Source organism: Marmoricola sp. URHB0036 (assembly GCF_000426045.1).
Taxonomy (GTDB): Bacteria; Actinomycetota; Actinomycetes; order Propionibacteriales; family Nocardioidaceae; genus Marmoricola.
Genome location: NZ_KE384490.1, coordinates 341221 through 366800, shown reverse-complemented (window position 1 = coordinate 366800; position 25580 = coordinate 341221). Strand labels below are relative to the sequence as shown.

The 25580-nt window shown below is 70.8% G+C and carries 19 protein-coding genes; 5 read left to right on the top strand and 14 right to left on the bottom strand.

Annotated elements, in window-relative coordinates:
• Window positions 1-11 precede the first annotated feature (11 nt).
• Together H976_RS0121970 and H976_RS0121965 are read left to right on the top strand one after the other, a co-directional pair.
• Window positions 12-413: a cupin domain-containing protein gene (locus H976_RS0121970; protein ID WP_027863270.1), complete on the top strand. Its 402-nt coding sequence runs from the start codon at window positions 12-14 to the stop codon at window positions 411-413.
• Window positions 414-968: 555 nt separating this feature from the next.
• Window positions 969-2261: an HNH endonuclease signature motif containing protein gene (locus tag H976_RS0121965; protein ID WP_027863269.1), complete on the top strand. Its 1293-nt coding sequence runs from the start codon at window positions 969-971 to the stop codon at window positions 2259-2261.
• A gap of 285 nt (window positions 2262-2546) precedes the next feature.
• Here H976_RS0121965 and H976_RS29280 read toward each other — a convergent pair whose 3' ends face one another.
• The 9 genes from H976_RS29280 to H976_RS0121920 all read right to left on the bottom strand — a co-directional run bounded on the left by H976_RS29280 (window position 2547) and on the right by H976_RS0121920 (window position 16019).
• The gene (locus tag H976_RS29280) at window positions 2547-4928 is read right to left on the bottom strand and encodes a PKD domain-containing protein (RefSeq protein WP_051277325.1); all 2382 of its coding nucleotides are present in this window, start codon (window positions 4926-4928) and stop codon (window positions 2547-2549) included.
• Window positions 4929-5012: 84 nt separating this feature from the next.
• Window positions 5013-5702 (bottom strand): sirohydrochlorin chelatase, encoded by a 690-nt coding sequence (locus tag H976_RS28015; protein ID WP_036227657.1) that lies wholly within the window; start codon window positions 5700-5702, stop codon window positions 5013-5015.
• The gene (locus H976_RS28010) at window positions 5699-6811 is read right to left on the bottom strand and encodes a uroporphyrinogen-III synthase (protein WP_036227655.1); all 1113 of its coding nucleotides are present in this window, start codon (window positions 6809-6811) and stop codon (window positions 5699-5701) included. Before H976_RS28010 ends, H976_RS28015 begins: the two co-directional genes overlap by 4 nt.
• Window positions 6808-7200 carry a nitrite reductase small subunit NirD gene (nirD, locus tag H976_RS0121945; protein ID WP_027863268.1) on the bottom strand — a complete coding sequence of 131 codons (393 nt, stop codon included), beginning with the start codon at window positions 7198-7200 and terminating at the stop codon, window positions 6808-6810. Before nirD ends, H976_RS28010 begins: the two co-directional genes overlap by 4 nt.
• Window positions 7197-9734, bottom strand: a complete 2538-nt coding sequence (gene nirB / locus H976_RS28005; protein ID WP_036227654.1) for a nitrite reductase large subunit NirB — start codon at window positions 9732-9734, stop codon at window positions 7197-7199. The genes nirD and nirB overlap by 4 nt, the downstream gene beginning before the upstream one ends.
• A gap of 10 nt (window positions 9735-9744) precedes the next feature.
• Window positions 9745-11283 carry an FAD-dependent oxidoreductase gene (locus H976_RS28000; protein WP_051277323.1) on the bottom strand — a complete coding sequence of 513 codons (1539 nt, stop codon included), beginning with the start codon at window positions 11281-11283 and terminating at the stop codon, window positions 9745-9747.
• On the bottom strand, window positions 11280-13379 hold the full coding sequence (locus H976_RS27995; protein ID WP_036227653.1) for a molybdopterin oxidoreductase family protein: 2100 nt from the start codon (window positions 13377-13379) through the stop codon (window positions 11280-11282). Before H976_RS27995 ends, H976_RS28000 begins: the two co-directional genes overlap by 4 nt.
• A complete protein-coding gene (locus tag H976_RS0121925) occupies window positions 13376-14950 on the bottom strand; it encodes an MFS transporter (RefSeq protein ID WP_027863267.1) in 1575 nt (524 codons plus the stop codon). Before H976_RS0121925 ends, H976_RS27995 begins: the two co-directional genes overlap by 4 nt.
• 136 nt (window positions 14951-15086) lie before the next feature.
• Window positions 15087-16019: a tetratricopeptide repeat protein gene (locus H976_RS0121920; RefSeq protein WP_027863266.1), complete on the bottom strand. Its 933-nt coding sequence runs from the start codon at window positions 16017-16019 to the stop codon at window positions 15087-15089.
• A gap of 66 nt (window positions 16020-16085) precedes the next feature.
• Here H976_RS0121920 and H976_RS29275 point away from each other — a divergent pair, with 66 nt between their 5' ends.
• Window positions 16086-18146 carry an ATP-binding protein gene (locus H976_RS29275; RefSeq protein WP_027863265.1) on the top strand — a complete coding sequence of 687 codons (2061 nt, stop codon included), beginning with the start codon at window positions 16086-16088 and terminating at the stop codon, window positions 18144-18146.
• A 187-nt stretch (window positions 18147-18333) separates the two neighbouring features.
• Window positions 18334-19380 (top strand): acyltransferase, encoded by a 1047-nt coding sequence (locus tag H976_RS0121910; RefSeq protein WP_196804183.1) that lies wholly within the window; start codon window positions 18334-18336, stop codon window positions 19378-19380.
• 6 nt (window positions 19381-19386) lie between these two features.
• Here H976_RS0121910 and H976_RS27985 read toward each other — a convergent pair whose 3' ends face one another.
• From H976_RS27985 to H976_RS0121890, 4 genes are read right to left on the bottom strand one after another with little or no spacing between them, the layout of a single operon-like run.
• Window positions 19387-20475: a glutamate--cysteine ligase gene (locus tag H976_RS27985; protein WP_036227651.1), complete on the bottom strand. Its 1089-nt coding sequence runs from the start codon at window positions 20473-20475 to the stop codon at window positions 19387-19389.
• Window positions 20476-20482: 7 nt separating this feature from the next.
• The gene (locus H976_RS0121900) at window positions 20483-22165 is read right to left on the bottom strand and encodes a methylmalonyl-CoA mutase (protein ID WP_027863263.1); all 1683 of its coding nucleotides are present in this window, start codon (window positions 22163-22165) and stop codon (window positions 20483-20485) included.
• 51 nt (window positions 22166-22216) lie between these two features.
• On the bottom strand, window positions 22217-22699 hold the full coding sequence (locus tag H976_RS0121895) for a MarR family winged helix-turn-helix transcriptional regulator (protein ID WP_027863262.1): 483 nt from the start codon (window positions 22697-22699) through the stop codon (window positions 22217-22219).
• A 5-nt stretch (window positions 22700-22704) separates the two neighbouring features.
• A complete protein-coding gene (locus H976_RS0121890; protein WP_027863261.1) occupies window positions 22705-23085 on the bottom strand; it encodes an extradiol dioxygenase in 381 nt (126 codons plus the stop codon).
• 108 nt (window positions 23086-23193) lie between these two features.
• On the opposite strand from H976_RS0121890, the gene H976_RS0121885 reads away from it, so the two are divergent.
• Window positions 23194-24990, top strand: a complete 1797-nt coding sequence (locus H976_RS0121885) for a biotin carboxylase N-terminal domain-containing protein (RefSeq protein WP_231389019.1) — start codon at window positions 23194-23196, stop codon at window positions 24988-24990.
• Here H976_RS0121885 and H976_RS0121880 read toward each other — a convergent pair.
• Window positions 24974-25549 carry a DinB family protein gene (locus H976_RS0121880; RefSeq protein ID WP_196804182.1) on the bottom strand — a complete coding sequence of 192 codons (576 nt, stop codon included), beginning with the start codon at window positions 25547-25549 and terminating at the stop codon, window positions 24974-24976. The two genes, H976_RS0121885 and H976_RS0121880, sit on opposite strands and share 17 nt — an antisense overlap.
• Window positions 25550-25580 lie beyond the last annotated feature (31 nt).

The following is a 25580-nucleotide window of genomic DNA, read 5'->3' as shown; positions in this document are numbered from 1 at the left end:
AGACTGTCGCCGTGCGCCCACCTCTCGCCGAACGACTCGACCTCCAGCCCCACCCCGAGGGCGGCTGGTTCCGCCAGACCTGGGCCTCACCGGTCGCGGTGACCCTCCCCGACGGCCGCGTCCGTGCGACGGCCACGCTCATCTACTTCCTGCTCCCTGCCGGCGAGTCCTCGGTCTGGCACCGCGTGACCTCCGACGAGCTCTGGCTGGCCCACACCGGCACCGTCACGCTCGAGCTCGGCCGCGACGGGCCGACTCCCAGCACCTCGGACACCCAGACCGTCTCCCCCGACCACCCCCAGGTACTCGTCCCCGCCAACACCTGGCAACGCACCCTGCCCACCCACGCCGACGCCCTCGTCAGCTGCCTGGTCTCCCCCGGCTTCGACTTCGCCGACTTCGAGCTGGCTTGACTGGGGCTGGTCGATGACCGGCGGTGCTTGATGAGCGAGCGCCAGCGAGCGTTTCGAAGCCACCCGCCCCCGTGTCGGCCGCAACGGACAAGGTGGTCGAGCAGCGAGCGCCAGCGAGCGTTTCGAAGCCACCCGCTCCCGTGTCGGCCGCAACGGACAAGGTGGTCGAGCAGCGAGCGCCAGCGAGCGTTTCGAAGCCACCCGCTCCCGTGACGGCCGCAACGGACAAGGTGGTCGAGCAGCGAGCGCCAGCGAGCGGATAGTCGAGACCACTCGGGGCTGGTCGGCTGGTCTGAGTCAACGAGAGTCGTGGTTCCCGTAGGCGCCGGTTGCGGTGGCGTCCCGGCGCCCTTGTGCGGCTTTCGGCCGCGGGGGTTCAGATCCTGTGGTTGCGGTGGCCGAGTTGTGGTTCGCGGGTCCCGTCGCTGTTGTTCGGTGGTTGAGGAGCGAGCGCCAGCGAGCGTCTCGAAACCACCCCGATCGAGGTCCCAGAGAGTTCTCCACATCTTCGAATCTGTTATCGAAAGTGTCGGTGCCGACGTCTAGAGTTTCTTCATGGACACCACCACCCTCACCGCCACTGAGGTGATCGACGGTGTCCGAGCCGCCCAGCGCAAAGAGCATGAGGGTGCAGTCGAGCAGCTCCAGTTCGCGGTCCGGTGGGCGCTGATCCACCCCTGTCGTGATGAGTACCCGGCCGGCTGGGAGGACGACCACGGCATCTTCGCCACAACGCCGACCGCGCCGTTGGCTGGTGCCGGTGCTCCGCTGGTCGATGAGTTCGCGCCGGCCTCGTTCGCGGCCGCCCTCGGCATCTCGCTGGAGGCGGCCAAGCAGCGCATCGCAGATGCCCTCGAGCTCGTCTACCGGCTCCCTCGGCTCTGGGAGTTGGTCGAGGCCGGAGTGGTCCCGGTGTGGCGAGCCCGGTTGATCTCTCGGGAGACCCACGACCTCTCACCAGAAGCGGTCGCGTTCGCAGACCGGCTCATCTCCGCCACCCCCTCGAAGATCGGGCTGGTCGACGCCGCCCGGCTCGTCCAGGAAGCACGGCTCTACTTCGACCCCGACCGGGCCGTGGCGGACGAGGAAGAAGAGCTCGCCCGACGCGGAGTGTGGATCCGCCACCGCGGCAACCCGGCCACCACCGACGTGGTGATGACCCTGGACACCCCCGACGCGTTGTTGTTCGACCAGACCGTCGGCCGGATCGCCGGCGAACTCAGGAGCCTCGGCGACAGCGACCAACTAGATGTGAGGCGGGCTCGGGCCGTCGGGATCCTGGCCGACCCCCAGTACGCCCTGGACCTCATGTCCGGCCGCGAAGGCGCCGCACCAGGCCCGGGCAGCGTTCTCGGCGCGGTGAACCTGTTCGTCCACCTCGACCCCGACCAACCAGGCGCGGTCTCGATCGAGAAGCTCGGGGCCGCCACCGACCAGCTCCTCACCGACTGGCTCCGCGGTCATGCCGCAGCCGGCGGCAAGGTCATCGTCCGACCCGTCCTCGACCTGAGCTCGACCCAGGCGGTCGACCAGCACGACCCACCATCAGCGATGCGAGAGCTCTGCACCCTGCGTGACGCCTACTGCGTCTTCCCCGGCTGCCTCCGCGACTCCAGGTCCTGCGACCTCGACCACATCACCGCCTACACCCCCATCGCCGACGGCGGCCCACCCGGTCAAACCAGCCCGCTCAATTTCGCGCCTCTCTGCCGGACGCATCACCGGATGAAGACCTTCACCGCCTGGGACTACAAACGCCGAGACGACGGCACCTACATCTGGACCAGCCCCACCGGACACCAGTACGAAGTCCCACCCAACAGCCGCCGCCCACCCCGAAGAGCCTGAAGCCCCCGACACCCCGGCCCACCCAGCCGGGGGCCACAGCCATGCCCTGAGACGAAAACCCACCTCAACCGGCGACCCCAGCCACAGGATCTCGAGCCAAGCGACCGCACGCCGACCGAGCGCGCCGGGACGCCACCGCAACCCCAGCGGACGCCGACCACGTACCCCGTCAACCCGGAGCCCCGACCAGCCCCGACCAGCCCCGAGCGGGTCAGGAAGCCACACCAACGAAACCTGCGCCCGGGTGACCGCCAACCTCCGCAACCGCGCGGACACCGACCAGGGTCAGCTGTGCGGGACCACGATCGACCAGGTGATCGCCTTGGCGGAGGCGAGCGAGGCGGTGGCGTTCAGGGCGGGGGCGGTGCCGGCGGGTTCGCCGGTCGTGTCGCCGGTGATCGCCGAGAGGCTGCCGCCGCCGGTGCCGTTGGTCAGAGTTCGGTTGGTCACCCCGGACGTGGTCCAGATGCGGTCCGAGCTGGACTTGTCGGACCAGTACCGCAGCACCGCCGAGCCGGCGGTCGCGACGTTGACCGCGGGGGCCGGGTGGACGGTGACGCTGGCCGTGCCCTGGACGGCGTTGGCGAGCACGGTGACGGGGGCGGCGTCGGCGTAGGCCAGCAACGACAGGCTGGTCTTCGAGAGCGCGCTGAGGGCGACGCGCACGGTCGTACCGGCGAGACCGGCGGCTGCGGTGCGGGTGTAGACCGAGGAACGCATCTCGGTGCCGTCGGTGGTGGTGCCGATCAGGGTCCAGCCGGCGGGGGTGGTCTGGGTGGCGGTGCCCGCGTTGGTCGCCACCAGGACGAGCTGGTCACCGGCGGCGACCGTGGCGGGGACGACCACCGAGGCCGAGCTCGTGTTGGCGTCGGTCGCGGCGGAGGCGCGGAAGGAGGGCGCCGGCGACTGGGTGTCGGTCGTGGTCACCTGGGCGGTGTCGGTGTCGGTCGCGCCGTTGGCGTCGGTCACCGTCAGCGTCACGGTGAAGGTGTCGGCCGTGGCGTAGGTGTGTCCGGGGCTGACGCCGGTGCCGGTGGTGGTGTCGCCGAAGTCCCACGCATAGCTGGTGATCCCGTGGTCGTCGGTCGAGGTGGACCCGCTCAGCGGGCAGACGTGGCCGCTGCAGGTGGTGCCGGTGATGTGCGCGACCGGGTCCTGGTTGGGCGGCGGGTCCACCGGATCTGTGGAGTGCACCGTGACCGTGTCGGTGTCGGTCGCGCCGTTGCCGTCGGTGACGGTCAAGGTGACGGTGTACGTCCCGCCCGCGGCGTAGGTGTGCCCCGGGCTGACGCCGGTGCCGGTGGTGGTGTCGCCGAAGGTCCAGGCGTAGCTGCTGATCCCCTGGTCGTCGGTCGAGGTGGACCCGCTGAGCGGGCAGGAGAGATCTGTGCAGGTCGTGCCGGTGATGTGCGCGACCGGGTCCTGGTTGGGCGGCGGGGTGGTCGAGTCGCCGACCAGGATCACGCCGTACGCCGAACCACCGCCGGAGGCCTTCACGGCGTTGCTGATCCCGGGTACGACGATCGCCCGGGTGCGGTTGGTGGTGGTGCCGTCGCCGAGCTGGCCGTAGAGGTTGTGGCCCCACGCCATCACCCGCCCGTCGGCCAGGGTGACGTTGCCCATGTCGCGGCCGGACCCGATGCTGACCGCCCCCGTGAGCGGCGTGCTGCCGGTCGTGCCCATGAGCACGTTGACCGGACGGGTGCGGTTGGTCGAGGTGCCGTCACCGAGCTCGGTGCGGTAGTTGCGGCCCCACGAGGCAACGGTGCCGTCGGTGCGCAGCGCGAAGGAGTGGTGTGCTCCCGCAGCAGCATCGGAGGCGGTGCCCATGCCGGCGGTGGCGCCGTTGACGTCGATGGCGACCGGAGTGAGGCGGTCGGTCGTGGACCCGTCACCGACCTGGCCGTAGTCGTTCTCGCCCCAGGACCAGACCGAGCCGTCGGTCTTCACGGCCACGGCGTGGTCGCGGCCACCGGTGATCGCCTTGACGCCGGTGAAGTTGATCGAGGTGCCGACGCGGACCGGGGCGAGCCGCCGGGTCGTCGTACCGTCACCGAGCTGGCCCTCGTCGTTGCGGCCCCAGCCCCACAGCTGGCCGTTGGCACGGATCGCGTAGGACATGTCGCGGCCGGCGGCGATGGCGACCGCGTCGGTGATACCGGCGACCTGCACCGGCGAGCGACGCAGCGTGGTGGTGCCGTCGCCGAGCTGCCCGTCGGTGTTGAGACCGAACTCCCAGACAGTGCCGTTGCTCTTCAGCACCATGGTGTGGTTGTGCCCGGTCTCGACGGCCACGTTGTCGGTGCCCAGGGAGGTCACCTGGGTCGGCGCCAGCGTGTTGGCGGTCGTGCCGCGCCCCTGCTGGCCCTCGACGTTGCTGCCCCACGTCCACACGGTGCCGTTGGACTTGAGGGCGACGACGTGCTCGCGCCCGCCGTGCAGGTCGATGACGCCGTTCAGGCCCGTGACCGGCCCGGGGGTACGCCGGGTGGTGGTGGTGCCGTTGCCGAGCTGGCCGAAGCTGTTCTCGCCGAAGGTCCAGGGCGTCCCGGGAGGTGCGGCCGCGTCGGCCGAGGGGGCGGTGGCCACCCCGAGGACGACGAGCGGTGCGACAGCCAGGACCGAGGCACACAGGCCCGTGAATGCGCGCGTGGCCCGATGTGTCATGACGAATCCCCCCTCGGCCGCAAATCGGCTGAGGTGAACGTATGTCGTGAAACGGGACGAGGTGAACAGCCGACCGGCAGCGCACTAGACCGCGGCGGCCAGCCACCCGTCGAGGTAGCGGCGTACGACGAGCTCGACCAGCCGACGATCGGGCCGGCCCTCCACGAGCAACGGCTCGGTGGCGGCGTCGACACCACTGGCCAGGACGCGATCGTGGAAGTGCCCCGGAGCGAGCAGGTACGACGCCGCCACGATCCGGCGACCGGGGTGCTCGTGCCGCAACCTCGTCACCAGGTCGTCGAGCAAGGGCGCGCTGGCGGCGCCGTACCCGACCGGCACGAGGCGGCCCAGACGCTGCGACAGCTGGTGCGCCACCTCGCTGGTGGCCCGGGCAGAGCCGGCGACCGACGAGCCGGCGGCCGCCAGCACCACCACGTCGTCGTCCTCCACCGGGGAGGCCAAGGCGTCCAGCCGGGAGAGGAGCAAGGAGGTGAGCAACCGGTCGGGACCCAGGGCCGGGGTGACGGTCGCCAGCACGGGATCGGCCGCGGCGTGGATGTCGTGCTCGACGTGGAACCCGGGCGCCAGGAGCAGAGGTACGACGACCGAGCCGGGCGTCACGACATCGGCGACGAAGGGCGGGTGTACGTCGACATGGGCCTCGCGCACGTCGACCGACGGCAGCGCCCCAGCGACCGCCTCGACGAGCGTGCTGACGCGGGCGGCGCCCAGCTCGGACCGGGTGCCGTGCGCGCAGAGCACGAGCCGGTTCATCGGGCGACCGGGTTCAGGGCGTAGCCGCGTTTCACCACGGTCCGGATCACCCCGGACGCCCCGAGGGCGTCGCGCAGGCGGCCGACCGCGACCTCGGCGGCGTGCGGGTCGCACGAGTCGCCGGGCAGCTCGCGGAGCAGGTCCTCGCGTGAGACGACCTCACCAGGCGCGCGGGCGAGTCGGTGCAGCACCGCCAGCCCCGAGGGCGAGAGCGCCAGCTCACGGTGGTCGAGAGTGGCGGCGACGGCCCTGACGTGCAGGGTGCCTCCGGGCGTCTCGATGCCGGCGCGGCCGCCGAGGTCCATGATCACCTGGCGCACCAGTGCCCCCATCCGCCAGCGCTCGGGCACCACCACGTCGAACCCGGCCACCTGGAGGGGCTCCGCGGTCACCGGACCGACGGTCGCGACCAGCAGGTGTCCGGTCGCGGCGAGCTCGCGGGCGTCGTCGATCCGATCGAGGCGACGCAGCTCGGTGAGCCAGGCCGCCGCCCCGGGGGCGGAGGTGAACAGGACCGCGTCGAAGCCGCCGTCGGCGAGCTCCCGGGTGGTGGTCGACAGCAGCTCCGGGTCGGGTGGGGGTCCCCAGCGATAGACCTCGAGCTCGAGGACGCTGGCGCCGCCGCCGGTCAGTCGGTCGTGCAGCCCGTCGTCACCCGCACCGTGTCGTTGTACGGCGATCCGCTGGTGGGCCACCCCCTCGGCCAGCAGGAAGTCGGCGATCTCGGCCGACGTCTCGGACTCGGCCACCCAGTCGGCACGCAGCCCCGCTGCCTGCAGGGCACCCCTGGCCTTGGGGCCCCGAGCCACCAGCCGGATGTCGTCCAGGGCAGAGACCAGCTCGTCGGCGAGGCCGGCGGCCTCGGCGGTGTCGAGCCAGCCCCGGAAGCCGATGCCGGTGGTCACCACCACCACGTCGACAGGGTCGGCGATGATCTTGCGGGTCGCCTCCAGCAGGGCCGCCTCGTCGACGTGCGGCACCACGCCGAGGGCGGGCGCGACGACGACACTCGCACCCCTGCGGGTGAGCGCGCTGCCCAGCTCGTCGGCACGTCGCTGGGCGGTGACCAGGATCCGGCAGCCCGCGAGGACGGGCCCGAGCTCGCTCACGGCCCGCTCGGGGGTGCGCCGTGCCCGATCTCCACGTGCCCGTCGACGAGCCGCACCGGGTAGACGGACAGGCAGACACCGGGCTCGGTCAGGCACTGGCCGGTGGCGAGGTCGAAGACCTGCTTGTACATCGGCGACGCGACGGTGTCGCGGTAGTCCTCCCCCGTGCCCACGCTGCCGATGATGCCTCGGGCCATCACGTTGGCGTTGCTGAACGGGTCGTGGTGGGCGACGGCGTGCACACGCACCTCCCCTGACCCGTCGTCGTCGAGCAGGAACACGGCCACCGGCTCAGAGTCGACGAGGGCCGCGACGCCGCGTTCGGGGATCAGCCGGTCGACCGGGCAGATGCGCGTCCACGTGGTGACCCGGTCTGGCGTGAGCGTCACCGTCGTACCTCCAGGGTCGGCCCGGCGATGACCGTGCCCCGGTTGTCGATGGCACCGCCCACACCGTCGTCCTGCGTGTCCGGTGCGTTCACGAACGACACGAACTGGGCCCGCTTCTCCGGATCGGCCAGTGTGGCGGCCCATTCGTCGACGTAGCCGTCGACATGGCAGGCCATCGCAGCGTCGAGGTCAGCGCCGATGCCGAGGCTGTCGTCGATGACGACGTCGGCGATGGCCTCGAGCCCCCCCTCGTGCTCCTCGACCCAGGCCGCGGTGCGCTGGAGCCGGTCGGCGGTGCGCACGTAGTACATGAGGAAGCGGTCGATCGTCCGGACCAGGTCGTCGGTGCTGAGGTCCTCGGCGAACAGCTGTGCGTGGCGAGGGGTGAACCCGCCGTTGCCGCCGACGTACACGTTCCAGCCGTGCTCGGTGGCGATCACGCCGACGTCCTTGCTGCGGGCCTCGGCACACTCGCGGGCGCAGCCCGAGACGCCGAGCTTGATCTTGTGCGGCGAGCGGAGGCCGCGGTAGCGCAGCTCGAGGGCGATGGCCAGTGCCACCGAGTCCTGCACGCCGTAGCGGCACCACTGCGAGCCGACGCACGACTTCACGGTGCGCAACGCCTTGCCGTAGGCGTGTCCCGACTCGAAGCCGGCGTCGACCAGCCGCTGCCAGATCGACGGCAGCTGCTCGATGCGGGCGCCGAACAGGTCGATGCGCTGGCCGCCGGTGATCTTGGTGTAGAGCCCGAAGTCGGAGGCCACCTGCCCGATGTCGATCAGGCCCTGCGGGGTGATCTCGCCGCCGGGCACCCGTGGCACCACCGAGTAGGTGCCGTCCTTCTGCAGGTTCGCCATCACGTGGTCGTTGGTGTCCTGGAGCCGGGCGGTGTCGCGGTCGAGCACGTGACCGGTGCCGAGGCTGGCCAGGATCGAGGCGACCACCGGGCGGCAGATGTCGCAGCCGCGACCGGTGCCGTGCCGCTCGAGGATCTCCGAGAAGGTACCCAGATCCTGCACGCGTACGACGTCGAACAGCTGCGCCCGGGAGAGCTCGAAGTGCTCGCACAACGCGTTGCTGACGGCCACACCGGACTTCTCCAGCTCGGAGCCGACCAGCTTCTTCACGAGCGGGAGGCACGAGCCGCACGAGGTGCCGGCCTTGGTGCAGGCCTTCACCCCGGCCAGGTCCGTGCATCCCTCCTCGCTGACCGCGCACCGGATGGCGCCGGCACTGACGTTGTTGCAGGAGCAGACATTGGCTGCGTCGGGCAGGTCGGCGGCCGGCGCAGCACTCGCCCCTTCCGGCAGCAACCAGGCAGTCGGGTCGGCACCGAGCTTCTGCCCGACCATCGGCCGCAGCGAGGCGTAGGCGCTGGCGTCGCCGACGAGTACCCCGCCGAGGAGGGTCTGCGCGTCGTCGGAGAGCACCAGCTTCTTGTAGGCGCCGGCCACCGGGTCGGCGTACACCACCTCGAGGGCGCCGGGCGACTCAGCGAACGCGTCGCCGAAGCTGGCGACGTCGACGCCGAGCAGCTTGAGCTTGGTCGAGGTGTCGGCGCCGGGGAAGGTCGCCGAGCCACCCAGCAGTCGATCGGCGACGATCTCGGCCATCGTGTAGCCGGGCGCCACCAGGCCCCAGGTGCGGCCCTCGATGCAGGCGACCTCACCGATCGCGTAGACGTCGGGCGTCCCGGTGGCACAGGTCTCGTCGACCACCACGCCGCCACGATCGCCGACCGGCAGCCCGGCCTCTCTCGCCAGCTCGTCGCGCGGTCGTACGCCGGTGGCGAACACGACCAGGTCGACCGGCAGCTTCGAGCCGTCGGCGAAGTCCATCCGGTTCACCCGACCGTTGGAACCGGCACGCACCTTCGAGGTCGCCGTGGCGGTGCGGACGTTGACGCCGAGCTTCTCGATGAGACGACGCAGTCCCTCGCCACCGCCCTCGTCGACCTGGATCGGCATCAGCCGCGGCGCGAACTCGACCACGGTGGTCTCGACGCCCATCGCGGTCAGCGCACCCGCGGCCTCGAGGCCCAGCAGGCCGCCGCCGACGACCGCCCCGCGCACGGGGCGCTTCAGGTGGCGAGTAGTGGCCCACGCGCGCAGCTCGGTGACGTCGTCGACCGTGCGGTAGACGAACGCGCCGGGGAGGTCACTGCCCGGGACGGGCGGGACAGCCGGGTAGGAGCCGGTGGCGATCACCAGTGCGTCGTACGGGAACCTCCGGCCGCGGGCGTGCACCTCGCGCCGCTCGGTGTCGATGCGCTGGACGGCGGCGTTGGTGTGCAGCCGGACGCCGTCGCGGTGCCACAGCTCGGGCTCGCCGAGCAGGAGGTCGTCGGGGTCGCGTCCCGAGAAGAAGGAGGTCAGCGCCACCCGGTCGTACGGCGGCCGCGACTCCTCGGCGAACACGTCGACCTGCCAGGCACCGTCGAGGTCGCGGTCGGTGAGGGCCTCCACCAACCGGTGGGCGACCATCCCGCCGCCGACGACGACGAGCCGACGCCGGACTGTGTGCTGTTCGTCCATGTCCGGAAACCTAGGAGGGCAGCATTTCGTCCGATCGGGCCTGGTGTTTCGCCCCGGCAACAGTGTGGCCCGTCGTGTTACGAACAGGTTGAGCAGAGTTCTCATCGACACCGTCACTGCTCGTGAGCCAGTCGACGAGTCCGCACACGCTCTCGGTGCAGCCACCGCAACCCGTGGTGGCGCGGGTGGCCGAGGCCATCTCCTCGACGCTGTGACAACCGTCGTCCCAGGCACCCATCAGGTCGCTCTTGGTGACGCCGTTGCAGCGGCAGATGGTCGCGTCGGCGGGGATCAGCGTCGGCGACGCCTCCATGGTCGAGCGGGCGTCCGGCGCACCGGCCTGCGGGACGAGCAGTGCCGCAGGATCCACCGGCAGCGGCGTACGACGCTCGAAGGCGACCGACAGCGACGCCGAGACCTCCGGGGCTCCGAGAGCGGTGAACCCGAGGAGCCGACCACGTCGCAGGACCACCTCGACGTGGCGACGAGCCTGCGGGTCGGACAGGGCGACCACCCGGTCGTCGGGACCGGCGCCACTCCCCCGCACGCCGCGTGCGACCAGGTCGACCCCGGCCGCCTTGAGCCGGATGCCCTCGGGGAGCGGCTCCTCAAGCAGGGGCGCCGGTGCGGCCGTCATCAGCCTGGCCAGGCGTGCGGCCTGCTCCCACCCGGGAGCCACCAGGCCGCTGCACCCCTCAGGTGTCTCGGCGCAGTCGCCGATCGCCCGCACCGCGGGGTCCGCCGGGCTGGCCAGGTCGGCGCCGACGGTGACACCGCGGCCGGTCGGGAGCCCGGCGGCGGCCGCCAGCCCGGTCTCGGGCCGGATGCCGCACGAGACGAGCATCAGGTCGGTCGAGATCACGGTGCCGTCGGTGAGGCGCACCGCGACGAGCTCGCCGTAGGCACCGACCACCTCGGCCACCGACGTCGAGGTGTGCACGCGTACGCCGAGGTCGTCGAGGGACCTCGCCAGGGTGCCGGCCACGGCCGGGTCGAGCTGGTCGGCCATCAGGTGCGCGTCGAGGTGGACGACCGTGACGGCCAGCCCGCGTCGGGCCAGCCCACACGCGGCCTCGAGACCCAGGACCCCACCGCCGAGCACGACCGCGTGTCGCGCGTTGACGGTGCGTGCGACAAGGTCCCGGCAGTCGTCGATGGTGCGCAGCACGTGCACGTGGTGCGGCGACTCCTCGCCGCCCAGCCCCTCGATGGGTGGCACGAAGGCGCTGGCGCCGGTCGCGAGGACGAGGTGGTCGTACTGCAGCGCCGTGCCGTCGTCGAGCTCCACCAGCCGCTGGTCACGGTCGACCGAGGTGGCGGACACTCCGCGCTGCACCGAGACCCGCTCGGGCGGGCGGGGCAGCGTCAGCGCTGCCACGTCGGAGCGCCGCGCCAGCACCTCGGTGAGCAGGATCCGGTTGTACGGCTCGTACTCCTCCGCCCCCACGAGGTGTACGTCGAACCGGTGCTCGCGATCCCGTGACACCAGCTCCTCGACAAAGCGGTGGCCGACCATGCCGGCTCCCACCACGACGACCTGCTCCCTCATCCCGTGGCCTCCATCAGCTTCTCCTCGGCCCGGGTGACCGACACCGCGCAGACCTTGAACTCCGGCATCCCGGAGACCGGGTCGGTCGCGTCGTTGGTCACCGCGTTGGCCAGCGCGTCGCCGCCCCAGTGGAACGGCATGAACACGGTGTCGGGCCGGATCGTGGACGTGATGCGAGCGGGGGCCGAGGCCGCACCCCGGCTCGAGGTGACGCGTACGCCGTCGCCCGGCTCGATGCCCAGCCGCAGCGCCAGCTGGGGATGCAGCTCCACGAAGGAATCGGGAGCGGTGCGGTTCAGCGCCGGCACGCGACGGGTCTGCGCGCCCGACTGGTACTGCGCGAGCACGCGGCCGGTGACGAGGTAGACGGGTGCGTCCGCACGGAGATCGTCGTCCGGACCGCCGGCCGCGACCGGGACCATCCGGGCCAGTCCGTCGGGGTGGGCGAAGGCGGCCGCGAACAGGCGGGGCGTCGAGTCGGGTGCTGCCGGCCAGAACATGGGCGTCCCCTCGTCGAGGGAGGCGTGGCTGAGCCCGGAGTAGTCGGCACGACCTCCGGCGCTGGCACGGGCCAGCTCGTCGAAGACGGCCGCCGGTTCGCGTTCCATCGGCACGCTGCTGCCGAGCAGCGCGGCGAGGTCTGCCAGGACGTCGAGCTCGCTGCGCACCTCGCCAGGCGGGGCGAGGGCCGTACGACGACGCAGCACCCGCCCTTCCAGGCTGGTCATGGTGCCCTCCTCCTCGGCCCACTGCGTGACGGGCAGGACGACATCGGCCAGCTCGGTGGTCTCGCTCGGCACCAGGTCGCAGACGACCAGCAGGTCGAGCGCGGCCAGCCTGCGTCGTACGGCGGTGGCGTCGGGTGCGCTCACCACCGGGTTGCTGCCGTGCACCAGCAGGGCACGGACCTCGGTGCCGAGCTTGCCGAGCAGCTCGACGGCCGGGACGCCCTTGCCCGGGAGGCTGTCCGGCTCGACTCCCCACACCCCGGCGACGTGGGCCCGGTCGGCGGGGTCCTCGATGCTGCGGTAGCCGGGCAGCTGGTCGGCCTTCTGCCCGTGCTCGCGGCCACCCTGGCCGTTGCCCTGCCCGGTCAGGCAGCCGTAGCCGGAGCCCGGGCGACCCGGCAGGCCGAGCGCGAGCGCCAGGTTGATCGCCGCGGTCACGGTGTCGGTGCCGTCGGCGTGCTGCTCGGCACCGCGGCCGGTGAGCACCATCGCCCCGGCCCCTCCGCGATGAGGGGCCGCATCGGCGAGCAGCCTGGCCGCCTCGCGCAGTCGCGACTCGGGGACTCCGGTGGTGGCGGCGACCCGGGCCGGCCACCACGCGGCGACCGAGCGGCGTACCTCCTCCCAGCCGGTCGTACGACGGGCGAGGTACCGCTCGTCGCTCCAGCCCTCGGCGACCACCAGATGGAGGATTCCCAACAGCAGTGGGAGATCCGTGCCGGGAAGGGCCTGGAGATGGAGTCCCGCGCCCTCGGTGGTGAGTGCCGCGGTGGCCGACACCCGGGGGTCGACCACGATCAGACCACCGTGCTCGCGGGCACCGGCCAGGTGCTGCACGAAGGGCGGCATCGTGTCCGCGACGTTGCTGCCCACGAGCAGCACGGCACCGGCGCGATCGATGTCCTCGACCGGGAACGGCAGCCCGCGGTCGATGCCGAACGCCCGGTTGCCCGCCGCGGCCGCCGAGCTCATGCAGAACCGGCCGTTGTAGTCGATGTGCCGCGTGCCGAGCACCGCGCGTGCGAACTTGCCCAGCTGGTAGGCCTTCTCGTTGGTCAGGCCACCGCCGCCGAAGACCCCCACAGCGTCGGCACCGTGGGCGTCCCGGATGCCGGTGAGCCGGTCGGCGACCAGGCCGAGGGCATCCTGCCAGGTCGCCGGCGTCAGCTCACCGTCGTCGCCGCGGACCATCGGGGTCGTGATCCGGTCCGGTGCGGTGAGCACGGCGGCAGAGGTCCAGCCCTTCTGGCACAGTCCGCCGCGGTTGGTCGGGAAGTCGCGGGGGGCCACCGTGACGGCGCCGTCCTCGACCTCCAGCCGCATCGCGCACTGGAGGGCGCAGTACGGACAGTGCGTCTCGACGCTCACACGTGTTCCCTGGCCATCTCCGACCTCGGCCGGAGGTAGAAGGCCCAGGTGACCGCCCCGCAGACCACGTAGAAGGCGGTGAACACCATGAACGCCGTCTTGACCGCCGACACCGGGTCCGTGACCCACGGCGAGCCGAAGGTGATGGGGATCAGGAAGCCGCCGAAGGCGCCGACCGCGCTGACGATGCCCAGCGCCGCCGAGGCCTCCTTGGTGGCCCTGGACTCCGCCTCGATCCGCGCCTGGGTGCCCGGAGCGCCGGCTCTCGTGGCGTAGGTCTTCCAGATGGCGGGGATCATCCGGTACGACGACCCGTTGCCGATCCCGGTGGCCGCGAACACGAACAGGAAGCAGCCCAGGAACCACGGGAACAGGTCGGAGTTGTGGTTGACCGCGTCGACGACGGCCGAGGGGAAGCCGGGGAAGGTCGACGGGTCCTTGGTCCAGGCCGCCACCTTGGCCGGGTCCGGCGCGGGCACGGTGTCGAGCCGCGAGAGCGTGAGCAGCACGCCCAGCGTGCCGACGATCATGGCCACGAACGCACCGAGGGTGACCCTGGCACCGCCGTACTTGTCGGCCAACCAGCCACCGAACGGGCGGGCGATGGATCCCACCAGGGCACCGAGGAAGGCGTAGTAGGCGAAGTTGATGCCGATGGACGCGCTCGGGATCGGGGACCGGAAGAAGTTGATCTTGATCAGCAGCGGCATCGCGGCGGAGTACCCGATGAACGACCCGAAGGTGCCGATGTAGAGGAACGACATCACCCAGGTGTGCTTGTACTTCACGACGGTCATCTGCTCGCGCGGCCTGGAGTACGCCGCATGCAGGTTGTTCATGAACAGGAAGGCACAGACTGCCGCGAGCACGGCCAGGGCGGCGTACAGGTAACCGGCCCGCTGGAGCACGATGCCGTGCTGGCTGGCCTCGACGAGACCGAAGGCGCCGGCGCCACCGACGATGATCGGCAGGAAGAACTGGATGAACGACGCACCGATGTTGCCACCCGCCGCGTTCAGGCCGAGGGCTGCGCCCTTCTTCGCCTGCGGGTAGAAGAAGTTGATGCTCGCCATGGACGACGCGAAGTTGCCGCCGCCGAAGCCGGCCGTGGCGGCGACAACCATGAAGACCCAGAACGGGGTTCCCGGGTGCTGCACGACGATCGCGAACAGCAACGTCGGGATCACCAGGAGGAGGGCGCTGATGACCGTCCAGTTCCGGCCGCCGAACCTGGGGACGGCGAACGTGTACGGCAGTCGCAGCATGGAGCCGACCAGGTTCGGCAGGGCGACCAGATAGAACAGCTGCTGGGGGCTGAAGTCGAAGCCGGCCTTGGCGAGCAGGGCGGCGCTCACGCTCCAGAGCAGCCACACCGAGAAGCCCAGATGCTCGGCGAAGATCGAGAAGACCAGGTTGCGGCGGGCGACCGACCGGCCGGTCGCCTCCCAGAAGTCGGGGTTCTCCGGCGTCCAGTGCTCGATCCAGCCGTTGCGCGGGGCTGTGTGGAACGACGCGCTCTCGACTGAGGCCGGCGAGGCGGACTGCGTCTCAGTGGTCTCGGTGGCGGACATGCAGGGCTCCTTGTGGTCACCGATCCGTGGGTGGATCGTGACCAGCAAGTTCGCATTCCGATGTTTCACGCTGCGGTGGGCAGCGCTTCACCTTCGTAACCTTTGTCGCACACGGGCCACTCGCCCGTTGTGAGGTCTAGAAGAGCGCGGAGGCCAGGTCGCGCCGGGCGCGCTGCACGCGTGGGTCGTCGTTGCCGACGGCCCCGAACAGCCCGATCAGGTGCGTCCGCGCGGTGTCACGGTCGGCTTCCGTCGTACGACGCACGACGTCGACGAGCCGGTTGAACGCGTCCTCGACGTGTCCGCCCAGCAGGTCGAGGTCGGCCACCAGGGTCTGGGCGTCGACGTCGTCGGGGTTCGCCGCTGCGGCAGCGCGCGCCTCGGTCAGGTCCACCCCGTCGGTGCGCTTGAGCAGCTGGGCCATGGCCAGTCCGGCGGCTGCCTCGGCGTCGGCCGGGTTGGCCGCCACGAGCTTCTCGTACTCCGCCACGGCGCCGTCGATGTCGCCACGCTCCAGGGCCTCCTGGGCCGGGGCGTAGCGCGGGTCGAGCTGCTCCTCGCCGGTCTCCTCGTCGACCTGGCCGGCACCCGAACGCGGTTGGTGACGTCCGGTGAACCCGCCGGCCGTCAGCTGCTGCAGCACCTGGGTGATCGCCTGACGCAGCTCGTCGATGGGCGCGGCGTCCTGGATGAGCGGCATCGGCCGTCCCTGGGCGACGAGCACCACCAGCGGCACCGAGGGGATCTGCATCGCCTGGGCGATCTGCGGGACGGCGTCGATGTCGACCCGGCCGAGCAGGAAGCGGCCCTCGAACTCGTTGGACAGCGTCTGCAGGTCGCGGGCGAGCTGCACGCTCTCGGGCGACCGGCTCGGGCTCTCGAAGGCGAGCAGGACCGGCGCGCTGCGCGATGCCTCGAGCAGCTCCTGGAAGTTCTGCTCGGTCACGGAGACGGCGTACGCCGCGCTCGCACCCGGCGCTCCGGAGGCTCCGGGGCCCCCGGCACCATCGGAACCCTGCAATCCGGACAGATCCACCGCACCCGGTCGGGAAAAAGACTGCTCGCTCATGACCCCATTGTTTCCGGCCTGTCGTTTTGCTGCACGATCGCCCCCTGCCCGACGATACTGACGGTCGTGTCGTGGGCCGAAACCGGAAGCTCGAGCGTGCCCTCGGTCGTGCGCTGGACCGCCTGGTCGGCGGCTCTCGTCTTCGTGATGCTGCTCAGTCGCAGCCTGGTCGTCCAGCCCGACAACGTCTCCCTGATCGCTCCCTCGTCCGGCCTGGCCCTGGTCTGGCTGGCCAGTGCGCGGGACCGTCGCGAGCTCGTCGTCGACATCGTGCTGGTCACGCTGATCACCGTCGTCGTCCTCGCCCTGACCAACGGCACCGCGATGCAGGTCGTGCTCAGCGTGCTGTTCCCGCTGCAGCCCCTGGCCGTGATCTACGTGCTCCGGCACTGGACTCCGCACCTGTGGGGAGCCGGCGGTCGCCGGGCGATGGGCACGATGGCCGACTTCGGACTCGTCCTTCTCGCGATGGTGGTGGGCGTGCTGGCCTACTCCGTGCTGCGCACCGCGCTCGGTGAGCTGCTCATCCCCGAGGAGACGCTCCGGTTGGCGCTCGGCCGGACCACCCGGTCCATCGCCGCGATGGCCACGATCGGCGTCGGTGGGCTGCTCCTGGGCGGCTGGTTGGCCGAGCACCGCGACCAGGGCCGCCCGGCCTTCAACCGCCCCAACCCCGCCGACCTCGGGCAGGCGCTCGGCGCGACGGCCGCCACCGCCGTCATCTTCGGGTTCGGGTTCGTCCTGCACCCGGAGACCCCGACCACGTTCATGCTGACGCTCACCATCGTGTGGGTCGCCGTGCGCTTCAACCCGGTGGTCACCGCAGCAGCGTGCCTGCTCACCGGAGCGGCGGGCGTCTGGTTCACCATCCTCGACGTCGGACCGATCGCCGCGATCGACGACCCCGTGAGCCAGGCGGCGGTCGCCCAGGTCTTCGTGGTCGTGCTGATGGTCCTCGGCATGACGATCAGCCTCAGTCGCCGCCAGGTGCTCAGCACGGTGGCCATGCTCCAGGAGTCCGAGGCGATCCTCGCCATCCGGGCCGAGGAGCTCGACATGGTGATGGCCCACCTCGACGACGGGGTCGCGATCATCGAGGAGGGCGGCCGGGTCCTGCACGCCAACCAGGCGCTGCTCACCGCGTTCGGCAGCCGCGAGGCCCAGCCTCTCGAGCGGGTCGCGGAGCCGGGCGAGGAGAAGGGCCAGGCCTACCACCCCGACGGACGTCCGCTGGCCGACGCCGAGAACCCGCTCCACCGCGCGCTGGCCGGCGAGGTCATCGAGGCCGAGGAGATCCACCACACCGACGAGTTCGGGGTGTTCCGGGTGCTCGAGTGCTCGGCCTTCCAGGTCCCGCACGCGGAGGGAGCCCCCAAGCGGGTGATGATCGTGCTGCGTGACATCACCACGGCGAGCAACTACCGCGAGTCGCTGGTCAGCTTCGCCGGCACCGTCGCCCACGACCTCAACAACCCGCTCAGCGTGATCGACGGTTGGGCCGAGGCCCTCGAGGAGCGGCTGAGCGAGAGCGATGAGACCGATGCGGTGGCCGCCGCGCCGATGGTGCAGCACATCCGCGTCGGGGTGGACCAGATGCGCGCCTTCATCTCCGACCTGCTCGCCCACGCAGTCGCCCGCGACCAGTCGCTGAAGTGTGAACCGGTCTCGCTGACCACTCTGGTCAAGCACATCGTCGCGACCCGCGACCGGCCGCAGAGCGGCGGCGAGATCGTCGCGGGTGAGCTGGTCGACGTCTGGGCCGACCGCGTCCTCGTGCGCCAGGTCCTCGACAACCTGATCGGCAACGCCTTCAAGTACATCGCCCCCGACACCGTGCCTCGCGTGGTCGTCGAGGCCGAACCGGCCGAGAAGGGGATGGCCCGGGTGCAGGTGCGCGACAACGGGATCGGCGTACCCCTCGACCAGCGGGACGCGATCTTCGAGGACTTCCACCGCGCCACCGGTGCGGACTACCAGGGCACCGGGCTGGGCCTGGCGATCTGTCGGCGCATCGTGCAGCGCCACGGCGGCACCATCAGGGTGACCGGCAACCCCGACGGCGTGGGCAGCTGTTTCGAGTTCACCCTCCCGATGACGCCGGACGCCTTCACCGCCGCCAACACCTGAGTCGACGTCGCGTCGGTGCGCGACTGAACTGAACCTGGACGCGGGGTCGCACGTCTTCACGGACAGGTGCACGACGCACACAGGCGTCGACCACCTACACCGTCCACGACAGCGTCGACGCGGGTCCGCGAGCTCGGTGCGCGCGCCTCGGATGCTGTGCGCCCACATCGTCCACGGAGGTTCTGTCGTGGCAGGAATCCACGTGCTCGCCCGCGACCGCGGTCACCTTCCGGGGCTGGACGGGGTGCGCGGCCTGGCGATCCTGCTGGTCCTGGGCCAGCACGCCCCGACGAGGCCGCTCATCGACGGGTTCGTCGGTGTCACCGTGTTCTTCTGCCTGTCGGGTTTTCTCGTCACCACCCTGCTGGTGCGCCAGCTCCAGACCGGCACCATCGCGGTGCGGGCGTTCTACCGCCGACGGGCGGCGCGCCTCTGCCCCGGGTTGTTGACGGTCGTGGCAGTGACGATGGTGGTGCTGCTGCTTGTGCGACGAGACCTCACTGTCGCCCAGACCTTCGCCCCCGCCGGCGCGGCAGTCACCTACACGACAAGCATCTTCGACTGGACCGACCACGTGTTCGCGACCAAGGACTACTTCAACTACACCTGGTCGCTCTCGGTCGAGGAGCAGTTCTACCTGTTGTGGCCCTTCGCCCTGCTCTGGGCCTATCGGCGCAACCCGAAGCTGTTCGCAGTGCTCCTCGTGACGCTCATCGGGATCAGCCTGACACTCGACCTCTATCTCGGCCTGAGTCGGAAGGTGAAGTACGACCAGCACGAGTACTTCGGCAGCGACACGAACGCGCTGCCGGTCCTGGTCGGCTCCTGGCTCGCGATCGTCATCCTCAACGGTTGGTTGCCGCGAACAGTTCGACATCTCGCGCCGTGGGCGTTGCTTGCCGTCGCCCTCCTGCCAGTGCTGGCCTCTCGCAACCAGACCTACAGTCCCTCGCTGGTGATCGTGGCGGGAACCGGGCTGACGCTCGTGACGTTGATCGGCGTCGTGGTGCGACCCGGAGCGCGAGCCGGGTCGCTGATGGCGAGCGCCCCCTTGCGATGGCTGGGCGAGAGGTCGTACTCGATCTACCTCTGGAACGTCCTGGCGCGCATCACGGCACTCCACGCGCTCGGACACACCGCGCTCGGAGATGTCGCGTGGATTGCCATGTTCGTCGTCCTGGCCGAAGTCAGCTTCCGGTTCGTCGAGCGCCCCATGCTCGCGAGGTTCCGGTAGGCGCCGTCAGAGCCAAGTCGTCTCGGTGGCATCGGCCAGGTCGTCGACCACGGCGACCAGGTCCCGGGTCTCCTCGAAGGTCCGTCGTTGGCGCACGGCCCCGTTGCCACGCGCCAGCACCCGCTCGAATCCGTCGTCGACGAAGCGACGCTCGCCGGTCTCGTCCAGCGCCGGTCCCACGGCCTCGAGCAGGGCAGCGAACACCTCACGCGCCGATGCCAGCTCCCGGGTGCCCGGGTGTACGAGGGGTCCGGCGGTGCCGTAGCGGGCGGCCCTCCAGCCGGCGACCCGGAGCAGGTCCGAGCGCCACGCCTCCACCTCGCGAGTCGCGGCGGCGGTGGTGACCAGTGCTCTCGCGAGAACGGCCACGAGGACGGCGTCCTCGATCTCCAGGCACACGTCGCAGACGCGCAGCTCGACCGTCGGGTAGTTCTCCGCCAGCCGGGCGTCGAAGTAGAGCATCGCCCGGTCCATCGCTCCACCCCAGGCGATGGTCCGCTCGGCGACCTCGCGGTAGGTGTCGACGTCGCCGAAGGGCTCGCGCGCGCCGGCGGAGGACCAGCGGCCCCAGACCTGGCTGCGCCAGCTGGCGTAGCCGGTGTCCGTGCCCTGCCAGTACGGCGAGTTGGCACTGATCGCGGTCAGCACGGGGAGCCAGGGACGGATGCCGTCGATCACGCGGATGCCTTCGGCGTCCTCGATCCCGACGTGCACGTGCATCCCGCACACGTGTGACTCACGGGCGATCTGGCCGAACTCACCCTCGAAGCGCAGGTACCTCTCGGTCCGGGTGAACTCCTCCTCCCCAGGAGCGAGCGGTGGCGAGGCCGTCGCCACGGCTCGGGCTCCGGCCGCCGCAGCCGACTCGCCCAGCGCGCGCCTGCCCCGCCGCAGCGCCTCGCCCAGCTCCCCGGCGTCCGTCAACGGTGGCGTCGAGGACTCCACCTGGTGCCGGAACAGCTCGAGCGCCACCTCTTCACCGGACTCGTTCGCCGCTTCGGCCCGGTCCGACCGGGCCGTCGCGCGACGGGTGTCCGGGTCGATCAGGACCAGCTCCTCCTCGACCCCGAAGGACCGAGGCTCGCCGGCCGTCATGGCCGGCTCAGAAGCGCGCCGGTTCCCGGTACTCGCCCCACTCCTCGCGCAGGGCGTTGCAGATCTCGCCCAGGGTCGCTTCGGCACGGCATGCGTCCAGCATCGCAGGGATCATGTTGGTGTCCTCGCGGGCAGCCGTGAGCATCGCCTCGATCGCGCGCGCGACCTCGGCCTCGTCACGGTCTGCCTTGCGCTGGTCGAGGATGCGCACCTGCTCGGTCTCGACCTCGTGCGAGACACGCAGGATCTCCAGCTCGCTGGTCACCGAGTCCTTGTGCACGTTGACGCCGACGACCTTCTTCTCGCCCTTCTCCAGGGCAACCTGGTAGGCGAACGCGGCCTCGGCGATCTCGGACATGAACCAGCCCTCCTCGATGCCCCGCAGCAGCCCCTGGGTGACCGGGTTCTCGCCCCGGCGGGCGGACTCGGCGAGGGCCTCGGTCTGGTCGTGGCGGAGCGTCGAGCCGCCCATCTCGAGGATCTTGTCGAAGATCGCGTTGGCCTCGGCCTCGAGCTTGTCGGTCAGCGCCTCGACGTACCACGAGCCACCGAGGGGGTCGGCGACGTTCACCACGCCGGTTTCCTCCATGATCACCTGCTGGGTGCGCAGCGCGATCTCCGCCGCCTGCTCGCTTGGCAGGGCCAGGGTCTCGTCGAGAGCGTTGGTGTGCAGCGAGTTGGTGCCGCCCAGCACCGCGGCCAGCGCCTCGATGCCGGTGCGTACGACGTTGTTGTAGGGCTGCTGCGCGGTCAGCGAGACACCGGCGGTCTGGGTGTGGAAGCGCATCCACTGCGCCTTCTCGGACGTCGCGCCGTAGACGTCGCGCACCCAGCGCGCCCAGATGCGCCGTGCGGCCCGGAACTTGGCGATCTCCTCGAAGAAGTCGAGGTGGCTGTCGAAGAAGAAGCTGAGTCCGGGCGCGAAGACGTCGATGTCGAGGCCCCGCGAGAGCCCGAGCTCGATGTAGCCGAAGCCGTCGGCGAGGGTGTAGGCGAGCTCCTGCGCGGCGGTCGAGCCGGCCTCGCGGATGTGGTAGCCGGAGACGCTCAGGGGCTTGTACGCCGGGATCTCCTCGGCGCAGTACTCCATCAGGTCGCCGATCAGCTTCAGGTGCGGCTCGGGACCGAACAGCCACTCCTTCTGCGCGATGTACTCCTTGAAGATGTCGGTCTGCAGCGTGCCGTTGAGCGTGCTGGTGTCGACGCCGGCGCGCTCGGCGGCCACGATCATCATGCAGAAGACCGGCACCGCCGGACCGCTGATCGTCATCGAGGTGGTGACGGCGCCGAGGTCGATGCTGTCGAAGAGCACCTCCATGTCGGCGGCCGAGTCGATCGCCACGCCGCAGTGCCCGACCTCACCGAGACTGCGCGGGTCGTCGGAGTCGCGCCCCATCAGGGTCGGCATGTCGAAGGCGACGGACAGGCCACCACCGCCGCGGCCGAGGATCATCTTGTAGCGCTCGTTGGTCTGCTGCGCGTTGCCGAAGCCGGCGAACTGGCGGATCGTCCAGGTCCGGCCGCGGTAGCCGGTGGCGTAGAGCCCACGCGTGTAGGGAAACTCGCCGGGCCACTCGGAGTCGTCGGTGCCGTATGCCGGCTCGACCTCCATGCCGCTCAGCGTGGTGAAGTCGGCGTCGCGCACGCGCGACTTCGAGTAGCGGTCCTGCCAGCGGCTGCGTGCGTCCATGCCGCAAATACTAGGACGTCCTACTAATTCGCACCAGCCGACGGCCGTGGGTCAGAAGTCGCCCGCTGCCTGGCGGACGGGCCGGAGCAGCTCGGAGAGCGCCCGGAGGTCGGACTCCTCGAGCGCGCCGAGCCCGAAGTCGGCGCCGACCAGCGCGGTCGTGGCCCGCTCCACCAGCGCTCGACCCTCGGCGGTGATCTCGGCCAGCACCGCCCGGCCGTCCTCCGGATGCGGGCGGCGTACGACGAGGCCGGCCGACTCGAGCCGACCCACGATCGAGGTGACCGACGTGGGATGCACCTGCAGCCGCTCGCCCATCTTGCCGAGGGGCAGCGCGCCACGGGAGGAGAAGGTGAGCAGCACCAACGCCTCGTAGCGGGCGAAGGTGAGGCCGAGCGGCCGGAGCAGGGCATCGAGGCGACCGAGCACGAGCTGTTGCACCCGCATCAGCGAGGTGACCGCGTGCATCTGCGGCACGCCGTCCCAGTGCCTGGCCCACTGCCGGGCCGCTTCGTCGATGGGATCGAAGGGCAGACCACTCACAGGGACGTTGCCGGCGGGTCGTAGGTCGGCTCGTAGAGCATCATCGTGCCGGCGCCGGGAATCTTGAGCTGCGCCGTGTGACCCCACGGCTGTTCGACCACGCCGCCGTCGAACTCGGCACCCCGCCCCGCCAGCTCCGCCATGGTGCCTGACAGGTCGTCACACATCAGGGAGATGTCGAAGGACTCGTCGGTCCCTCCGGCCTTGCCCTCGTACTCCCACGAGCTCGGGTGGGTGGCGAGCTCGCTGGGACCGGTCTTGAAGATGAGCCAGCCACCGCCGGTGTCGGCGTACGGCAGCTGCAGCACGTCGCGGCAGAAGGCGCGCGCTGCGGCCGCATCCTCGGCGTAGATGAGCGTGTGCACCCCGGTGATCATGGGCTCAGGCTACTGCTGGCACCGCGCCTGATGGACGCCCTGCAGGGGCCCGATCCGGAGGTCCTAGACTCCCGCGGAGAAGCAGGCAGCCCCCGAAGGAGAGCCACAGTGGCCGGTAGGTCCGACGTCACACCACTGCAGAAGGTCCTCATCGCCAACCGCGGCGAGATCGCCGTCCGCGTGATCCGCGCCTGCAAGGACGCCGGCATCGGCAGCGTCGCGGTGTACGCCGAGCCCGACCGCGACGCCGTGTTCGTGCGCCTCGCCGACGAGGCCCACTCGCTCGACGGCGCGACGCCCGCCGACTCCTACCTCGACATCGAGAAGATCGTCGCCGCCGCGAAGAAGTCCGGCGCCGACTCCGTGCACCCCGGCTACGGCTTCCTGGCCGAGAACGCCGACTTCGCCCAGGCCGTCATCGACGCCGGGCTGGTCTGGATCGGCCCGCCGCCCAAGGCGATCGAGAACCTCGGCGACAAGGCCAAGGCCAAGCACATCGCGGAGAAGGCCAACGCTCCGCTGGCCCCCGGCACCAAGGACCCGGTCAAGGACGCCGACGAGATCATCGCCTTCGCCAAGGAGAACGGCCTCCCGGTCGCCATCAAGGCGGTCTTCGGTGGCGGCGGCCGCGGCCTCAAGGTCGCCCGCACGATCGAGGAGATCCCCGACGCCTTCGACTCCGCCGTCCGCGAGGCGGTCAGCGCCTTCGGCCGAGGTGAGTGCCTCGTCGAGAAGTTCCTCGACAAGCCGCGGCACGTCGAGACCCAGTGCCTGGCCGACCAGCACGGCAACGTCGTCGTGGTCTCGACCCGTGACTGCTCGCTTCAGCGCCGCAACCAGAAGCTGGTCGAGGAGGCCCCGGCGCCCTTCCTCACCGACGACCAGGTCAGCCGGCTCTACGAGAGCTCCAAGGCGATCCTGCGCGAGGCGGAGTACGTCGGTGCCGGCACCTGCGAGTTCCTGGTCGCCCAGGACGGGACCATCTCCTTCCTCGAGGTCAACACCCGCCTCCAGGTCGAGCACTGCGTCTCCGAGGAGGTCACCGGCCTCGACCTCGTCCGCGAGATGTTCCGGATCGCCGCCGGCGAGGAGCTCGGCTACGACGACCCGAAGATCAGTGGCCACTCCATCGAGTTCCGCATCAACGCCGAGGACGGCGGCGCCAACTTCATGCCGGCGCCGGGCACGCTGACCCGCTGGTCGCCGCCGAGCGGACCCGGCATCCGTCTCGACGGCGGCTACGAGGAGGGCGAGACCATCCCGGGCGCCTTCGACTCCCTGATCGCCAAGCTGATCGTGTCCGGTCGCGACCGCACCCAGGCGCTCGAGCGCTCCCGTCGCGCGCTCGACGAGTTCGTCGTCGACGGCATGCCGACGGTGATCCCCTTCCACGCCGCGGTCGTCTCCGACCCGGCCTTCATCGGCAGCCCGGCCGAGAACCCCGAGTCCTTCGACGTCTACACGCAGTGGATCGAGACCGACTTCGACAACCAGATCACGCCGTACGCCGGCGACCGGCCCGACGCCCCCGAGCCGGACGAGCGCCACAAGGTCACCGTCGAGGTCGGCGGACGTCGCCTCGAGGTGGTCCTGCCCGGTGGTCTTGCCGCGGTCGGCGGCGCCTCGAGCGGAGCCAAGAAGCCCAAGCGCGCAGCCGGCAAGAAGGCAGGAGCGGCCGCCTCCGGTGACTCCGTCGCCTCGCCGATGCAGGGCACCATCGTCAAGGTGGCCGTCTCCGACGGCGACTCGGTGGCGGAGGGCGACACCATCGTCGTGCTCGAGGCGATGAAGATGGAGCAGCCGCTCAAGGCACACAAGGCCGGGACCGTCACCGGGCTGAAGGCCGAGGTCGGCACGGGCGTGACCAACGGCGAGGTCATCTGCGAGATCAAGGACGCGGAGTAGTCCTCAGGTAGAGGTCGCGCAGCAGCAAGATCTCGGCCCCGTGGTGGATGGCCTCGCGGTTGATGTGCAGGACCAGCTCGGAGAGCGGGTGCTCGGCGAACGGACCCTCGGCGGGACCGCACTCGCGGCGGAGCCCCTCCTCCTCGAGCGACCGCACACCCTCGATCCAGCGGGCGTAGCCGGCGTCGAGCTGCTCCAACGCGTCGACGGCGGAGCCGGCGTAGGCGAAGTCGTCGTAGCTGATCGGCGGACCACCGAAGTGTGAGCGGCAGCGCTCCCCGAAGACCCCGACGATGAGGTGGGCCAGTCGCCAGGCGATGGTCGTGACCGGCGCCGGATCGGGCTCGGGGTAGGCGTAGTCGCAGCGCCACTCGCCCGTTCCGGCCTGGACGGCGGCGCTCCCCTCGCCGACGCGACGCACGTTCCAGCAGTCGGCGACCGGTTCCCAGAAGTACTCGTCGTCGGTCAGCCCGCCCCACCTCGGTCGCACGTGGTTGGTCCAGTGCCAGTCGAGCTGCTCGAGGAGCTGGGTGTTCCAGGGCACCGTGATCGCGGACATGTCTGGACCACATCACGACCCACCGACAGAT

What these genes read in the sequence shown, in the direction of transcription:
- H976_RS0121965 (WP_027863269.1), top strand. Translation starts at nt 969, where the DNA reads ATGGACACCACCACCCTCACCGCCACTGAGGTGATCGACGGTGTCCGA.
- H976_RS29280 (WP_051277325.1), bottom strand. Translation starts at nt 4,928, where the DNA reads ATGACACATCGGGCCACGCGCGCATTCACGGGCCTGTGTGCCTCGGTC.
- H976_RS28015 (WP_036227657.1), bottom strand. Translation starts at nt 5,702, where the DNA reads ATGAACCGGCTCGTGCTCTGCGCGCACGGCACCCGGTCCGAGCTGGGC.
- nirB (WP_036227654.1), bottom strand. Translation starts at nt 9,734, where the DNA reads ATGGACGAACAGCACACAGTCCGGCGTCGGCTCGTCGTCGTCGGCGGC.
- H976_RS28000 (WP_051277323.1), bottom strand. Translation starts at nt 11,283, where the DNA reads ATGAGGGAGCAGGTCGTCGTGGTGGGAGCCGGCATGGTCGGCCACCGC.
- H976_RS0121925 (WP_027863267.1), bottom strand. Translation starts at nt 14,950, where the DNA reads ATGTCCGCCACCGAGACCACTGAGACGCAGTCCGCCTCGCCGGCCTCA.
- H976_RS0121920 (WP_027863266.1), bottom strand. Translation starts at nt 16,019, where the DNA reads ATGAGCGAGCAGTCTTTTTCCCGACCGGGTGCGGTGGATCTGTCCGGA.
- H976_RS27985 (WP_036227651.1), bottom strand. Translation starts at nt 20,475, where the DNA reads ATGACGGCCGGCGAGCCTCGGTCCTTCGGGGTCGAGGAGGAGCTGGTC.
- H976_RS0121900 (WP_027863263.1), bottom strand. Translation starts at nt 22,165, where the DNA reads ATGGACGCACGCAGCCGCTGGCAGGACCGCTACTCGAAGTCGCGCGTG.
- H976_RS0121890 (WP_027863261.1), bottom strand. Translation starts at nt 23,085, where the DNA reads ATGATCACCGGGGTGCACACGCTCATCTACGCCGAGGATGCGGCCGCA.
- H976_RS0121880 (WP_196804182.1), bottom strand. Translation starts at nt 25,549, where the DNA reads ATGTCCGCGATCACGGTGCCCTGGAACACCCAGCTCCTCGAGCAGCTC.